This is a genomic window from Geothrix edaphica, assembly GCF_030268045.1.
Lineage (GTDB): Bacteria > Acidobacteriota > Holophagae > Holophagales > Holophagaceae > Geothrix > Geothrix edaphica.
Window position 1 is genome coordinate 957,125 of the sequence record NZ_BSDC01000001.1, and the last position, 15,588, is coordinate 972,712.

Consider the following 15,588-nt stretch of genomic DNA (forward strand, 5'->3'; position numbering starts at 1 on the left):
CCACGATGTCTTGTGAGAACTCCTGATCCGGGTACCCTTATTGCAGTGCGGTCCCCAACCCCGTCCCGCTCCTGCGGGACCCCCATCCGGAGGCACCATGCGCATCACCACCCTCATCGCCGCCGCGGCGCTGATCCTCGCCGTTCCCGCCCAGGCCAAGATGCCGTGGGTCAAGAAGGCCCAGGAACTCGGCTTCGCCGAAGTCAAGGACTGCAAGGCCTGCCACGTCGGCGCTCCCAAGAAGGGCGGCGAGATGTCCGCCCGCGGCAAGTTCCTCGAAGAGACCAAGGCCAAGAAGAAGGCCACCGAAGTCGACCTCAACTGGCTGAAGGACTACAAGGGCAAGTGAACCGCCGGCATCGGCTTCCGGACCTCACCGGGCGGGTTTTCCGCCCGGTTTTTTCTGTACCCAGGGGTCGCCCTCACAGTGGATCCCGACACATGTAGCGACATCAATGTTCAGCTGGGCAAGGACTTGGATCTTCCCTGGTGTCGTGATCTAGATCACCAACAGGTATCTTAATGGGAGGCAACCGCGTTAGGGTTATAGGCGACACGTGAGGTAGCTATGCGCCTGCTGATCGCCGGACTGTTTTCCGTATTCCTTGCGGCGGCTCCCCCCTCGGCCAAGGACTGCCTTTCCTGCCACGACATCGACCTGGCCAAGTTCGCGGCCACGAAACACGGCAGCATGGCCTGCACGGATTGCCACAGCAGCATCACGAGCCTGCCCCACGCCGACAAGCCCGCGCCGGTGAAGTGCGCCACCTGCCACGAGGATCAGGTCAAGGCCTACGGGAAGAGTGTCCACGGAGTCGCCAAGCAGAACGGGATGACCGACGCGGCCACCTGCGCCTCCTGCCATGGTCCCGCCCACGCGATCCTCGGTGCCGGCGATCCGGGTTCGAAAGTCGCCAAGCAGAATCTGGCGGATACCTGCGGGGCCTGCCATTCCAACCCGGATTTCCTCACCAAGCACAAGATCCCCTTCGCCAAACCGGTGGAGGCCTACCGCCTGAGCGTGCATGGCCGAGAGGTCGCCAAGGGGAATGCCGGCGCGGCCTCCTGCTCCGACTGCCACGGCAGTCATGACATCCTGGCCTCGCGGGACCCCAAGGCGAAGGTGAACCGGGCCAACGTGGCGGAGACCTGCGGCCTTTGCCATGGCGATGTCCAGTCCGCCTATGCCGACAGCGTCCACGGGCTCGCGGTGAAACGGGGGTCCAAGGATTCACCCACCTGCACGGGTTGCCATGGGGAGCACAGCATCCTGGCGCCTTCCGAGCCGGGTTCCCTGGTCAACGCGGCCCGTGTATCCACCATGACCTGCGGCCGCTGCCACGGGGACGAGCGCCTGAACACCCGCTACGGATTCGGCGACAAGGTGCCCGCCTACCAGGACAGCTTCCATGGCCTCTCCGTCCGGGGCGGCGGCAAGTCGGCCGCCAACTGCGCCTCCTGCCACGGCGTGCACAACATCCTCCCCTCGGCGGATGTACGCTCCACGGTGAATCCCGCCAATCTGAGCCAGACCTGCGGCAAGTGCCATCCCGGTGCCGGAACGAAGCTCGCCTCCGCACCCATCCACGTCCGCACCGCCACGATCACGGAGCACATCTCCGTGCGCTGGATCCGCCTGGCTTACCTGGTGCTCATCCCCCTGACCATCGGCTTCATGCTGGTGCACAACTTCCTCGACTGGCTGGCGAAGCTGCGGCGAGGCCCGCACCACGGTGGCACCCACGAAGGGTTCCCGCGGATGAACCCGACCTTCCGCATCACCCATGCCCTGGTGATCGTGAGCTTCGTCTCCCTCGTCGTCACCGGGTTCGCCCTGAAGTTCCCCGAGGCCGGCTGGGTGAAGCTCTTCCAGTCGTTCGACCCTACTTCGAGTCTGCGCGGCGTGGTGCATCGCATCGCGGCGGTGATCATGATGGCCGGCACGGTGTTCCATTTCATCCACCTGGCCGTGTCGAAGCGGGACCGGGTGATCCTGGTGGAGCTGCTCCCCTCCTGGCAGGACGCCAAGGACATCTTCAACATGCTCCGGTTCAACCTGGGCCTGATCCAGGACCGGCCGACCTTCGGCATGTTCGGCTATGCCGAGAAGATGGAGTACTGGGCCTTCATGTGGGGCACCGTGGTGATGGCCGTGACAGGCGTCCTGCTGTGGGCCGAGAACTGGAGCCTGCGGCACTTCCCGAAATGGGTGCTGGACGCCGCCACGGCCGCCCACTGGTATGAAGCCATCCTGGCGACGCTCTCCATCCTCGTCTGGCACTGGTACCTGGTGATCTTCGATCCCGACGTCTATCCCATGGATCTGGCCTGGCTCAATGGCAAGGCCTCGGCGGATCACATGCGCGAGACGCGGCCCGAGTACTACCGGAAGACCCTAGAAAAGCGCGAGACCGGTTCCGACAACTCGTGACACCCAGCCTGGCACACGACCCTGCCCCTACCCACTCCACAGGAACGACCATGACCCGAACGCCTTCTGATACTCAGGCTCCCGCCGCCGGCAAGCGACGCGGGGGGGGCCTCCTGCTGGCCCTGATCACCGGCCTCCTCCTTTTGGCTGCGCCCCTGCAGGGCGCGCCGGCCAAGGCTGCGGCCAAGGAGAGCTGCTTCGATTGCCACAGCGACAAGGACCTCACCAAGGAAGGTCCGAGCGGCACCACCGTGCCGCTCTTCGTCGATGCGGGCCGCTTCGGCGGCTCAGTCCATGCGTCGCTCTCCTGCAAGACCTGCCATGCCGAGCTCCACAAGGATCATCCGGGTGACGGCAACCCGGTGCCCAAGGTGAAGTGCGGCACCTGCCACACGGAGCAGGACAAGGTCTACCAGGGCAGCATCCACGGCATGAGCAAGGCCATGGGGGCTTCGGCCGCTGCGAACTGCACGGACTGTCACGGGAACCACTACATCGTTCCCGTGAAGCAGGCGGATTCGCCGGTCTACAAGATGAACCTGTCCCGGACCTGCTCGAAGTGCCACGCGAACAAGAACCTCACTGACGAATACAAGATGAAGTACCCGCAGGTGGCCTCCCAGTACCAGGAGAGCATCCACGGGAAGGCGCTGCTCGTGAAGGGGCTCATCGTGGCCCCCAGCTGCAACGACTGCCATGGCGTCCACGACATCAAGCGAAGCGTGGACCGGAGCTCACCCATCAACCATGCCAACGTCGCCAAGACCTGCGGCAAGTGCCATGTGACGGTGGAGGAGGTCTACAACAAGAGCGTCCACGGCCAGCTCCTGGCCAAGGGTGATCCTCGCGGCCCGGTGTGCATCCAGTGCCACTCCGCCCACCAGATCGAGACCCCGGTGAGCGGTCACTTCAAGGCCGGCAGCGACATGGTCTGCGGCAAGTGTCACGCCGACCGCCTGGAACACTACCGCGACACCTACCACGGCAAGGCCATGGCCCTGGGCAAGGCGAACACCGCCAGCGCGGTCGCCGCCTGCTATGACTGCCACGGGCATCACGACGTCCTGCGCGCCGCGGATCCGAATTCCCGGCTGTCCCCTGGGAACATCGTCAACACTTGCAAGCAGTGCCATGCCAACGCCACCGTCAGCTTCACGAAGTACGCACCCCACGCGAACCCGATGGACCGCAAGAACTACCCGGTGCTGCACTACGTCTTCCTGATCATGACCACCCTGCTCGTGTGCACCTTCTCCCTGTTCGGGGCGCACACGCTCCTGTGGTTGATCCGGTCCGTCTGGCTCTACCGCCACGACTCCAAGCAGTTCCGCGAGGCCAAGATCAAGATCCAGGAGGATGACGAGCAGTTCACCCGGTTCCAGCCCTTCGAGCGGTTCCTCCACATCCTGGTGGTGACGAGCTTCCTGCTGCTGACGATCACCGGCATGCCGCTGAAGTTCTACTACACCGACTGGGCCAAGGCGATCTTCCGCTTCTTCGGGGGGGCCGACGTGGCCCGCACCCTCCACCACTTCGGCGCGGTGATCACGTTCGTCTACTTCGCGCTGCACGTGAGCACCACCTTGGGCCACTTCTGGCGGAACCGCGGCTTCCTGAAGGACCCGGAAACGGGCGCCATCCGGCTGAACCGGATCTTCAAGGCCATGGCCCACCCGGATTCCATGATCCCCACCAAGCAGGACGTGAAGGACTTCGTAGCCCACAACCGTTGGTTCTTCGGCAAGGGTCCACGCCCCGAGTTCGACCGCTGGACCTACTTCGAGAAGTTCGACTATCTCGCCGTGTTCTGGGGCGTGTTCGCCATCGGCGTCTCGGGCCTGATCATGTGGTTCCCGGAATTCTTCAGCAAGTTCATGCCGGGCTGGATGATCAACGTCTCGCTCATCGTCCATTCCGACGAGGCCCTGCTGGCTGCCGGCTTCATCTTCACGGTCCACTTCTTCAACACGCACTTCCGGCTGGAGAAGTTCCCCATGGACACCGTGATCTTCTCGGGCCGCATCTCCAAATCCGAGATGCTCCACGAGCGGAAGCGCTGGTATGACCGCCTGGTGGCCGAAGGCCGCCTGGACAGCTTCCGCGTCAAGGATGAGTGGGAGGCCTGGAAGGGCATCGCCCGGAGCGCTGGCTACATCTTCTTCAGTGTCGGCCTCGTGCTGCTCTTCCTCATCATCTATGCCATGACCTCGCGCCTCGCCCACTGACGCCAGGATGGGTGGAGAAGGGCTCCGGTTCGCGCCGGGGCCCTTTTTCTTGGCGTGGCGCGCTTGCCCCTTCGTTGCCTCAAATGGCTTGAAATCAGTGAATTCAGAACCGTGACAAAGCTGTGACTACCATCACTGACGATCCAGCCCTGTCATACGACACTCAAGTCATCGGTTCCGTCCTGCTCGGATCGGATTCAAACCCCTACCCCCCTAAGGAGTTTCCATGCGCCGCATCACCCTCCTCACTGCCGCCCTGATCCTGGCCCTGGCCCCGATGGCCTCCGCCAAGCCCACCACCGTGAAGGGTGCCAAGTGCACCGCCTGCCACGAGGGCGCCCCCAAGGACAAGAAGTTCAACGATGCCGCCGCCAAGATGGTCGCGAAGTACAAGGAAGCCCAGTGCAAGGATTGCCACGGCTTCGCTGATGGCAAGCTGACCACCACGAAGAAGTAGTCGTTCTACTCTCCAGAAACGAGAAGGCGCCGGATTTCCGGCGCCTTCTCGTTTCTGGGGTCGGCTATAGGCCGAGCAGCGAGCGGGCTTCCGTCTCCATGAGATCCAGCTGGGCCTCGCCGCCCCGGCCCTGGAGGTAGACCTTCAGCTTGGGTTCGGTGCCGCTGGGGCGGAAGGCGGCGAAGGCGCCGCTCTCCAGGCGGAATTTCAGGACGTTGCTGCGCGGGATGGGCAGGGCGACCGCCCGGCTGTCGGGACGATCAAGGATGGGTTCGCTGCGGTCGCCATCGTGCCAGAGGCCGGTCTGGAAGTCCTCCCAGCTGACGACCTTCTCGCCACCCAGGGAGGCCAGCCCCGCAGCGCGAATGCGACCCATGGCCTCGGCAAAGCGCTTGGCGCCGCCGGGCCGGGGATCCTCCAGGTTCACCAGGCGGTTGCGGAAGGTGCCGACCTTGGCCATGAGGGCGTCCACCGCCTCGAAAAGGTTCTGCCCCATGGCCTTGTAGTGCCCCGCCAGCTCGGCGACGACCAGGGCGGCCGTGACGCCGTCCTTGTCGCGTAGATCCGGCGGCAGCAGCATGCCGTAGCTCTCCTCCGCGCCGAAGGCATAGGGCTCACCCAGGGCCTCCAGGCGATCCATGCACACGGCGATGTTCTTGAACCCCGTGAGGGTCCACACCACGGGCAGGCCGTGGTACCGGGCCACCTCAGCCATGAAGTCGGAGGTGACCACCGTGCTGACCACGGCGCCCTTGCGGCCCCTCTGGGTGCAGAGGTAGTCCAGGGTGAGGGCCGCCAGGTCGTTGCCGGACATGAGCTCCCAGGCCCCGTTCCGCCTGGCCACCACGCCGATGCGATCCGCGTCCGGGTCATTGGCGAGGATCACCTCGGCATCCATGGCCTCAGCCTCCTTCAGGGGCGCGGCATAGGCCGCCAGCTCCTCCGGGTTGGGGCGCGGGGCCGTGGGGAAGGTGCCGTCCTGCACGCCCTGGCTGGGGCTGACGGAGAGCGGCAGACCCGCCCGCTCGAAGAGGGCGGGCACGAAGGCGATGCCCGTGCCGTGGAAGGGCGTGTAGAGGATGCGGGCGGCCTCGAAGGCCTTGGGATGCTGGAGCAGGTCCTGGCCCATGGCGATGTAGGCTGCCTCGACCTCGGCGGGGATCGGTTGGATGCGGCCCGCCGGCACGATGGGTGGTTCGGGCACCAGGGGCAGGCCCGCCATGTGCGCTTCCACCTCCGCGTCCCAGGGCTCCACCACCTGGCCGCCCAGGTCGTTGTAGGCCTTGAAGCCGTTGTATTCCTTGGGATTGTGGCTGGCGGTGACGATGGCGCCGCAGCCGGCGCCCAGGCGCTTCATGGCGAAGCAGAGGAAGGGGGTGGGCAGGGGGCGGTCGCCGAGGAACACCTGATAGCCGGCCGCGGCGAGAACCTCGGCGCAGGCCCTCCCGAAGGCCTGGGAGTTGAGGCGGGTGTCGAAGCCCACGACGGCCACCATCTTCCCGGGGGCCCTGCGGCTGGCCACATTGGCCAGGGCCATGGACACGCGACGGATGTTGGGGAGGTTCATGCGGCGCAGGCCCGCGGCCATGAAGCCGCGGAGGCCGCCGGTGCCGAAGGCGAGGGGCTCGGAGAAGCGGTCCTCCAGTTCGGCCGAGGCCTTGGCATCCCCCGCCTCGGCGGCCTTCAGCAGGGGCTCCAGCTCCGCCCGGAGCTCAGGCTCCAGGTGGGGGAAGGCAAGGTAGGCGTGGGCGGAATCAAGGCTCATGGAAGGTCCCGTAAGAACATTCCAGGATTGCAGATCAAGGAAGCGAGGTCGACCCGGAGGGCTTGCGGGCCACCACCTGGACCACTGCGCCCAGGCCATGATGGTGGACGCCTTCGCGGATCTCACGCACCAGCTCCTGGCCAATTTCGAACTCCAGGCCAGGCAGGAGGCTTCTCAGTTCCGCCAGAGTGATCAGCAGGTCCACTTCCTTCGGGCCACCGGTGCCGTATTTCAGCTGGTCGGGTGTGTAGGCTTCCAGGATCAGCATGCCGCCAGGGGCGAGGGCCGCGGCGCAGCGTGGATAGAGGCTGCGCCTAAGGGCGGAAGGCAGGTGGCAGAAGATGGAGATGATGCCGCTCCAGGGTGTCCGGCCGAGGTCGAAGTCCGCGAGGTCGGCAGCCACCGTGGTTAGCGCCACGCCCCGGCTGGCGGCCAGTTCCCGGGCCCGGGCCAGTCCCACAGGAGACTGGTCCACCGCCGTGACGGCATGTCCCAGGGTGGCGAGGTGGACGGCATTCCGACCCTGGCCCTCGCCCAGCCCCAGCACGGGGCCGGGGGGAATGCGCGGCGCCATCTCCCGCAGGAAATCATTGGGTTCGGAGCCGTAGGTCAGCTCGGCCTCACCGTAGCGCTCATCCCAGAATTCGCGTCCCATCACGCGCCTCCCAGGGCGATGTCCTCCAGCAGGATGCTCAGGCCCGCGCTGCTGCCGTACCAGCGGAGGTCACTGCCCAGGGCGGCGATGCGGGTGAGGAAGTCGCGCAGGTTGCCGGCGAAGGTGAGCTTATCCACGGGTTCGGCCAGGAGGCCATCGCGGATGCGGATGCCGCTGGCGCCCACGCTGAGGTCGCCGCTGACGGGGTCCACCGTGTGCAGGCCCATGATCTCCGTGATGAGCACGCCATTCCCCGCCATGCGGTAGAGGGCGTCGGGCGCCGTGTTTCCGGGCAGGGGGAACAGGTTGAAGGTCGTGGCGCCCGGCTGGCTGCCGAAGCCCCGCCCGGCGCTGGCGGTGGGTGCCACGCCCATCTCCGCGGCGGTCTTGAGGGTGTGGAGGTAAGTCTTCAGCACGCCGCCTTCGAGCAGCACATTGCGGCGTGTGGGCAGGCCCTCGGCATCCCAGGGCTCGGTGCCTAGGGCCGGGCGGCCCGGCGCCTCGGGCAGGCGGCCGTCGTCCACCAGCGTGAGCAGGGGCGAGGCGATGGCCTGGCCCAGCTTTCCCGCGAAGAGGCTGCGCTGCTTGAGCACGGATTCCGCATCCAGCATGCCGGCCACGATGCCCAGCAGGTCCACGGCCACTTCCGGGTGCAGCACCACCGGGTACCGTCCAGCGGGCAGGCGCTGCGGGTGCAGCTTCCGCTCGCCTTTCAGGGCGGCCTCGGCGCCGATGGCTGCGAGGTCCAGGCCGGGTCGCCGGGAGACATCCCAGTGCCAGGCAGCCTGCCGTTCTTCGCCGTCAGCCACGGCCAGTTCGATGGCCGCGGAGCAGCTGGACCACGCGTCCGGCGTGCGTACGCCCTTCTGGGTGAGCAGCAGGCTGGCCCCGGTGCCGTCGCTCCAGGCGGATTCCCGCACCGCCGCGACTTTCGGGGAGGCCTTCCGGGCCTCAGTTTCCAGCTCCAGAGCCCACCCGATGCGCTGCTCGGGCGTGAGGGCCTCCACGGACGGGTCGAAGCGGCTGGGCAGGTCATCGGTGCCCTCGGGCGCCGCCTGGCGTAGCCAAGGGTCCTCATCGCCCAGGGCGCTCAGCTCCCAGGCCTGGGCGAAGAGGCCGCGGAAATCCACTGCGGCGAGGTCCGTGGTGGTGGCCAGGCCGGTACGGCAGCCCTTGCCCCCGTTGCGGATGACACGCACGCCGAGGCCCCCGCGCTTGCTGGTGGTCAGGTCCTCCAGGGCGCCGTTCTGCACCTTGGCCTTGCGGCTGCGGGACACGGACACGAAGGCCTCGGCGCCTTCCGCGCCCAGGCTCAGGGCGTGCCGGATGCCATCCTGGAGGCGGGACTCGAGGGATTCGGGAATGAACGTTCGGAACGGATCGGTCATGTCAGGCTTCCTTCTCGAGGGCAGAGCGCAGAACCATCAGGGAGCGGGCATCGAAGGCCACGAGGGTGATGGTCTGCGGGAGGTCATAGGCCGCCAGCCAGGCGCGACAGGTGGCCACGGCGATGGCGGCGGCCCGGTCAGCGGGGAAGCCGTAGATGCCCGTGCTGATGGCTGGGAAGGCCACACTGCCGCAGCTGTGGGCCTCGGCCAGCTGGAGGCTCGCCCGGTAGCAGGAGGCGAGGGTCTCGTCCTCACCCTGCTGCCCGCCGTTCCAGACGGGGCCCACCGCATGGATGACGAAACGGGCTGGCAGGCGGTGGCCGCCAGTCAGCTTCGCCTGTCCCGGAGGGCAGCCACCCAGGCCGCGGCATTCCCCCAGCAGGTCAGGTCCCGCCGCGCGGTGGATGGCCCCGTCCACGCCGCCGCCGCCCAGCAGGCTGCGGTTCGCGGCATTGACGATGGCGTCCACGGCGAGGGTGGTGATGTCGGCCTGCACCACCTGCAGGCGCTCGGAGCTCAAATCACGCTCGGCAGGGGCTCGGCGGTGCCGCCCACGACGAGGGCGGGGCAGAGGATGGTGGGGAGGGCGTCGCTCACCGGGACGCCCTGGCCGTCCTTGCCGCAGGTGCCGATGTCGAAGTGGTGGAGGTCATTCCCGATGCGGGTGAGGCCCTTCAGCACCTCGGGACCGCAGCCGCTGAGGGTGGCGTTCTTCACGGGGTACTTGGGCTCGCCGTTCTCCACCCAATAGCCCTCCGTCACCTGGAACACGAAGTTGCCCGTGACCGTGTCCACCTGGCCGCCGCCCATGCGCTTGACCAGCAGGCCGCGGTCCAGGTCGCGGAGGATGGCCTCGGGGGCCTCGCTGCCGGCGGCGAGGAAGGTGTTGCGCATGCGGGGGATGGGCAGGTGGCGGTAGCTCTCCCGACGGCCGTTGCCCGTGGGCTCCGTGGCCATCTTCCGCGAGGTCTTCCGTGATTGCAGGTAGGCCTTGAGCACGCCGTTCTCGATGAGGACCACGCGGCTCACGGGGTTGCCCTCATCGTCGATGGCCTGACTGCCGCGCTTGTGGGGCAGGGTGCCGTCGTCGATGATCGTCACGCCCTCGGTGGCCACCTTCTGGCCCAGCTTGCCCGCGAAGGCGCTCATGCCGGCGAGGGCGAGATCCGCCTCCAGGCCGTGGCCGCAGGCCTCGTGGATCATGGTCCCGCCGGCGCTGCTGCTGAGCACCACGGGGAAGGTGCCGGCCGGAGCGGGCTGGGCGTCCAGGGACTGCAGGGCCAGCCGGACCGCCTCATGCACGGTGTGGGCGACGGCCTCGTCCGTGAAGAGCTCGAACCCGCGGGTCTCGCCCAGGGCCTGGTAGCCGGACTGGAGCTGCTGGCCGTCCCCGGCGGTGACATTCACGCGAAGCACGACTTGGGTGCGGTGATCCTCGGTGAGGCGGCCGGTCCAGGTCCCGTCCGCGCGCTCGGCAGCGGCGATCCAGACCCTCTGGGTGCTGTCGCCGTAGCCTGCGGAAACCTGCTTGAGCGCGCCGGGGCGCAGGGCCTCCGCCTGAGATCGCGCCAGGGCCTCGGCGCGGCGCACCAGGGCCACCTTCTCATCCAGGGGCACCCCGCCCGGATCGCGCTCCACGGGGCTGGGCGTGGGGTGGACCTTCAATGTCAGGGCGGGGATTTCGGCCTGCCCGCCGGTACCCGGCGCGGCCAGGGTGTGGGCAGCCTCGAGCAACTCGTCGAAGCCAGGCGCGATGAGATCCGCGAAACGGGTGGTCTCGCCGTCCATGAGTCGGAGGCTCGCGCCGAAGGTCTCGGAGGCCAGCACGTCCTCCATGCGGCCGTCGTCCATGCCCAGGGCATGGGCCCGCCGCCGTTCGATGAAGGCCTCGCCGTAGTCCCCGCCCCGGCTGAGCAGGGTGGCCAGGATCTCGCGGAGCTGATCAGCGGTGAAAGGTGCGGGCATCGGCGCTCTCCAGGTCCGCGCGCGGCGGACCTTCCAGTTTGACAGAAGCGAGGCCTCGGCTCCCGCGAGGGTCTCCGTCAGATCCCTGCCGTCGTTGGGGATCACGAGGTCCGCATGGAGCGCCCGTTCGGGCGGGCCGGCCTGGGCGCGGATGCGGGCGAGGACGGCTTCGCGGGTCAGCCCGTCCCGGGCCATCAGGCGCGCCACGCGCAGGTCCTCGGGGGCGTCCACCGTCCAGAAGGCGTCGAAGTGGTGGGCCCTGGCCCGCTCCACCCAGAGGGCCGCATCCAGGACCGCCCCGCGGGTGGTGGAGGGAAGGGCCGTGAGGCGGGCCGCCAGGAGGGCCTCGATGCGGGGGTGGAGAATCGCGTTGAGGCGGCCACGGGCCGCGTCATCTGCAAACACGTGGGCGGCCATCCAGGCTCGGTCGAGGGCCCCGTCGGAGCGGAGGCAGGCTGGGCCGAAGGCTGCCGCCACGGCCGCCAGCCCCTCGCTGCCCGGCAGCACTGCATCCCGGGCCAGGGCATCAGCGTCGATCACGGCCCAGCCCCGGGCCGCCAGCAATCCGGCCACATGGCTCTTCCCTGCGGCGATGCCGCCGCTGAGACCGAGGAGGGGGAAGGGGGAGGACGGTTCTGGAGTGACCGGCATGGTTTCCACGGGCAGAAGGAGTTTAAAAAGGGTTTCACATTTCGCAAAGGTGTGATGGGCGTCTCTTGCCGACTCACTTTCCACATGCCAGCATGCCGGGGATTCCACCAGGAGTAACTCGTGAAAACGCGGATCATGTCAGCCGTATTCTGCTTGACCATCCGACTCATGGCCGGAAATGCCTGGCTTCCCATTCCACCTGAAGTCTGGGCCATCAAGGACGGCCCAACAGGGGCCGTGATCCTGGAAGATCGGATGAAACTCAACGTTCTTACCATTGATTACGTCTACCGGGTGCGCGTATTCGCTGAGGCCGGGCGCCAGGCGGCGGAGATTCCAGACCTTCCGAGCTCGGCCACCGGCGTGAAGGGCCGGACGGTCTATCCAGATGGCCGTCAAGTGGAATTCAACAGCCGGAAGGATTTCGCGGAGCGGGTCATCGAAAGCGGGAACGGCGAGCGGCGTAAGACTCACTTGGTGGCACCAGGAGTCACGACGGATTGCGTCGTGGAATTCCAGTGGTCTGAATCAGCAGATGGACTTCTCAGGGGATTGCCCGCCCGTTTTTATCAGGGGCTCTACGGTGTTTGGATCTTGGCTCATGCTTATCCTACGCAGGTCATGGCCATCGAGGTGGCCCAGCCGTTCCCGCTTGCCTGGTCGTTGAGTCCTGGCGCCGCACCTGCTCCCGAAGTCACGAGTTCCTGGAACAGCAAACGGTTGACCTTCAAGAACCTTCCAGCAGTGGAACTGCCGCCCTATAGCCTCAGGCCCACCCTCTGGTTACCGAGGTTGGTCATCTTCTGGCAGCCGGATGACATACGCGGTTCAGTGAGTGAGGGGGCTGATGCGTACTGGAACCAGGCCATCCGGCAGCATTACAAGCCAGATTATGAAGAGTCGATCGAGAAGGGAGGGGCCTTCAAGACGCTAGCCATCGAGTTGACGACCGATCTCTCAGGAACCCCCAGCAAACAGGCCGTCACATTGCTGGAACGCCTGGATAGCCGGATCGCCAATTTGAGCCAAGCCACGTTCGCGGAGTCCGCGGCCCTGCCGAAAAATTTCTGGAAGGATTTCGCACCCAAGAACCTCGCTGCCGCGGCCAAAAACGGGAAGACCAACGCCCAAGGGATGAGACTCATCTTTTACCACTTGCTCAAGGCGGCCGGACTGAAACCGATCATCGCCAAAGTACCTGACCGGGAATTCACCCTATTCGACTGGAACCACCTCAATCCTTGGCAGTTCTCTACTGATTTGATCGGTATCGAGGAACCCAACGGCGGGATGATCTGGTTTGATCCCACGCGTCGGTTCGCCACACCAGGTGTGGTGCATCCGGACTATACAGCGGTCACCGCCCTGATCATCGACTCCAGCACCTGGAAGGGGAAGAAAGGCCTGGTCGGCAGCCTGGGCGCGAACGCAAATCTGCGTCGCTACACCTACAGACTGAACCTGGACGAGGATGCAGATCGGTTTGAGGTGGACTCGGAATTCGCCGGGTACCCGGAGTATGTCGAGAGAAACCGGTACATGGCTCTTGAACCTAAGGAACAGTCGAAGCTGCTGAAGGAGAAGTTCGAGAAGGAGATGAAAAACCTTGTCGTGGCCTCGGCTGAGGTGAGAAACACTTCTGACGCCAAAGCTAGCGTCACGTGGCACCTGAAGGGGTCGCTGGAGCGGGAAGCCGGCCGCAAGCGAGTGTTGGACCCTTTTCCGGGCATGCCGTGGCCCTTATGGGTTCCTGGAAAGTTGGATGACTCCCGAACCGCGCCGATTGTGTTGCCCTATCAGGCCACACAACTTGCGATCGCCACTTTCCCGGTTCCACGGGGTTACACCATGGGCCCCCAGCAGGAGCTGAAGAAGCAGAACCTGTTTGGCCGAGTGTTCTGGGTGCCTGCCTTTGATCCCGCCACGGGAATGGGGAAGGTTGTACTTCGGGTGGAGGTGACTGCCCAATCTGCTCCGTCCACCCAGTGGGCAGAGTTCAGACAATTCCTGGGCTGGATTGAAGACGCCTGCCGACGGCAGGTCACGCTTTCGCGGGAGGGTTGATGCGCCTTCGATGGCTGGGGTTGTTCCTCCTGACGGCGCTGCTTCCCGCCCAGGATTTTGGACGATTGCCCGAGTGGGCCGCCCAGGTTGCCCGCGCCACGGCCGGGGAGGCCGCTCCGGAGAATGCCGTGGCCTGGGTGTTGTTGGATCGGACGGAGATCGCCTACACCGGTAGCGGAGAGATTCGTCAGCGGCGATTCAGGCTTGTGAAAGTTCTGGGAGAGCGCGGATTGCGGCAGGGCACCTTTGTCATTCACGGCCTTGGCGGGAAGGGAAACAAGGTGAAGAAGTTGAAGGGATGGAATCTCCGTCCCGATGGCGACCTGGTGAAACTGGATTCAGACGATGTCGTGACCATGAACGATGCATCTGAGGCGGAATTCAGCACGGATACCGTCACTGGTGCCACGCTAGATCGTGTGGTCAAGGGCAGTTACATCGCATTCGAGTCTCTAGAGGCCATTCAAAGTCCTATTGGTCCAGTGGCCGCGACGGGCCTGCTCGAAACGATCCCCGTCCGTCGGTGGGAACTCGATGTGGCCAAGAAGGAGGGGTGGTTCACCAACCTGCAGCTGGTCGATGTGCGCATCGATCGCCGTCACTTCCTCCCCTGGATTGCCAAAGTGGAACCGCTGGGAGCCACGGGCTTGGCTGTTTCGAATCTGCCAGTGCTACCGGAGGACGAAGGCGGGCATCCCCATCGGTACAATGTGCTACCGGTCATCAGGGTTCGATTCCTGGATCCGGCTCATCCCGCCGCTCGTATGTGGGCGACCTGGGATGAGGTCGCACGATGGACGGCCGGAAACTATGCCACGGCCACGGCCTCAGGGGGCGTGGCGGATCTGCATGGCCGGAAGGGCCCGGAAGGCCTCAATGCCCTCTGGTCGTGGATGGCGGCGGCGCTCAACTACAAGCAGGTGTACCTCTCTGCTGAACGAGGGTGGGTACCTGAACAGACAGTTGAAGTGGGGCGAAAACGTTACGGAGACTGCAAGGACCTGTCGGCCTTCTTCATCGCCGAGGCCAAAATGCTCGGTTTCACGGCGCATCCGACGCTGGCAAGGATCAACGAAGGGGAAATCGAGGCGCAGGAGGAGCCCTTCCCGATTTTCAATCATGTGATCACGGCCCTGCGACTGGACAAGAGCCTGGGACTTCCGGGCGAAGTGGAAAGTCCGAAGGGTCGGTTCCTTCTTGTGGACGCCACGGACCCCTTCACACCCTTCGGATTCCTGGGCTCAGGCCATTGCGGACGGCGGGTGATGATCTGTTTGCCCGACGGGGCCCAGTGGGTGACGGTTCCGGATGCCGCAATCCTGCGCGACCGGCTGTCAGTCGATCTTGAAGGAGAGGTGAACGGTTCCGCACTCCGAGCCACCATGAAGCTCAAGGAGACTGGAGCCTATTGGAATCTCCGCGCCATTGCTCACAAGGGAGGCGCAAAGGCCATGCGGGAGGCCCTCATGGGAGGTCGGTTCGACCTGCCGGCCACGGCCCAGATCGAGGTGGTTCGCCTAGGAGACCCGCTTTCCACGGATCGCCCCTTCGAGGTGGAAGTGAAGATCACCCATCCCGACGGATTTCACCGGAACGGCGCGGAATGGACCCTGGCGGCCTGGGGCATTCCCTACCCGCCGGCCCTCATCCAGAAGGCTGGTACGCTCCGGCGGTACCCCGTGGCGAGCATGGCGACGGGGGAACTCAGCTACCACGCCACTTTGACGTTCCCAGCCAAGATCAAGCCAGTGCTGCCGGAACGCAAAGGTGATACGCCGTTTCGCACCTTTGAGTGGAAGGCCGAAACCGAACCCATGGCGGATGGTACGCGCCTACGGCTCAGTCTTGCACATTGCTACAAGCCGGTTACTTTCGGTTTTGAGCAGCTAGACAAGGGGCTCCAGGCCTGGAAGCAGGACCGTGGTCTCGTGAAAGCTCTTAGGGAGGACGGCTTGGCTTTCACGGCAGTGGCGAACTAGACATCGGG

Annotated in this window: 11 protein-coding genes; 6 read left to right on the forward strand and 5 right to left on the reverse strand. The window is 65.6% G+C overall.

Features of this window, described 5'->3' with window-relative positions; translation table 11 throughout:
• Window positions 1-97: 97 nt before the first annotated feature.
• The 4 genes from QSJ30_RS04270 (at window position 98) to QSJ30_RS04285 (ending at window position 5,113) form a co-directional block, all read left to right on the forward strand.
• The gene (locus tag QSJ30_RS04270) at window positions 98-349 is read left to right on the forward strand and encodes a hypothetical protein (RefSeq protein ID WP_285606749.1); all 252 of its coding nucleotides are present in this window, start codon (window positions 98-100) and stop codon (window positions 347-349) included.
• Between the two features lie 219 nt (window positions 350-568).
• A complete protein-coding gene (locus QSJ30_RS04275) occupies window positions 569-2,431 on the forward strand; it encodes a cytochrome c3 family protein (protein ID WP_285606751.1) in 1,863 nt (620 codons plus the stop codon).
• Window positions 2,432-2,481: 50 nt separating this feature from the next.
• Window positions 2,482-4,656, forward strand: coding sequence for a cytochrome b/b6 domain-containing protein (locus QSJ30_RS04280; protein ID WP_285606753.1), 2,175 nt, complete (start codon window positions 2,482-2,484; stop codon window positions 4,654-4,656).
• A gap of 226 nt (window positions 4,657-4,882) precedes the next feature.
• A complete protein-coding gene (locus tag QSJ30_RS04285; RefSeq protein ID WP_285606755.1) occupies window positions 4,883-5,113 on the forward strand; it encodes a cytochrome c3 family protein in 231 nt (76 codons plus the stop codon).
• A 64-nt stretch (window positions 5,114-5,177) separates the two neighbouring features.
• Here QSJ30_RS04285 and QSJ30_RS04290 read toward each other — a convergent pair whose 3' ends face one another.
• From QSJ30_RS04290 to coaE, 5 genes are read right to left on the reverse strand one after another with little or no spacing between them, the layout of a single operon-like run.
• Window positions 5,178-6,878 carry a phospho-sugar mutase gene (locus QSJ30_RS04290; protein ID WP_285606757.1) on the reverse strand — a complete coding sequence of 567 codons (1,701 nt, stop codon included), beginning with the start codon at window positions 6,876-6,878 and terminating at the stop codon, window positions 5,178-5,180.
• Between the two features lie 34 nt (window positions 6,879-6,912).
• Window positions 6,913-7,533: an SAM-dependent methyltransferase gene (locus QSJ30_RS04295; RefSeq protein ID WP_285606759.1), complete on the reverse strand. Its 621-nt coding sequence runs from the start codon at window positions 7,531-7,533 to the stop codon at window positions 6,913-6,915.
• On the reverse strand, window positions 7,533-8,921 hold the full coding sequence (locus tag QSJ30_RS04300; protein ID WP_285606761.1) for a TldD/PmbA family protein: 1,389 nt from the start codon (window positions 8,919-8,921) through the stop codon (window positions 7,533-7,535). The genes QSJ30_RS04295 and QSJ30_RS04300 overlap by 1 nt, the downstream gene beginning before the upstream one ends.
• Window position 8,922: 1 nt before the next feature.
• Entirely contained in the window at window positions 8,923-9,441 is a 519-nt protein-coding gene (locus QSJ30_RS04305) for an O-acetyl-ADP-ribose deacetylase (protein ID WP_285606763.1), read from the reverse strand.
• Complete coding sequence (coaE, locus tag QSJ30_RS04310; protein ID WP_285606765.1) at window positions 9,438-11,537, reverse strand: dephospho-CoA kinase; 2,100 nt, start codon at window positions 11,535-11,537, stop codon at window positions 9,438-9,440. The genes QSJ30_RS04305 and coaE overlap by 4 nt, the downstream gene beginning before the upstream one ends.
• A gap of 120 nt (window positions 11,538-11,657) precedes the next feature.
• Here coaE and QSJ30_RS04315 point away from each other — a divergent pair, with 120 nt between their 5' ends.
• Complete coding sequence (locus QSJ30_RS04315) at window positions 11,658-13,601, forward strand: hypothetical protein (protein WP_285606767.1); 1,944 nt, start codon at window positions 11,658-11,660, stop codon at window positions 13,599-13,601.
• Window positions 13,601-15,580, forward strand: a complete 1,980-nt coding sequence (locus QSJ30_RS04320; RefSeq protein WP_285606769.1) for a hypothetical protein — start codon at window positions 13,601-13,603, stop codon at window positions 15,578-15,580. Before QSJ30_RS04315 ends, QSJ30_RS04320 begins: the two co-directional genes overlap by 1 nt.
• Window positions 15,581-15,588 lie beyond the last annotated feature (8 nt).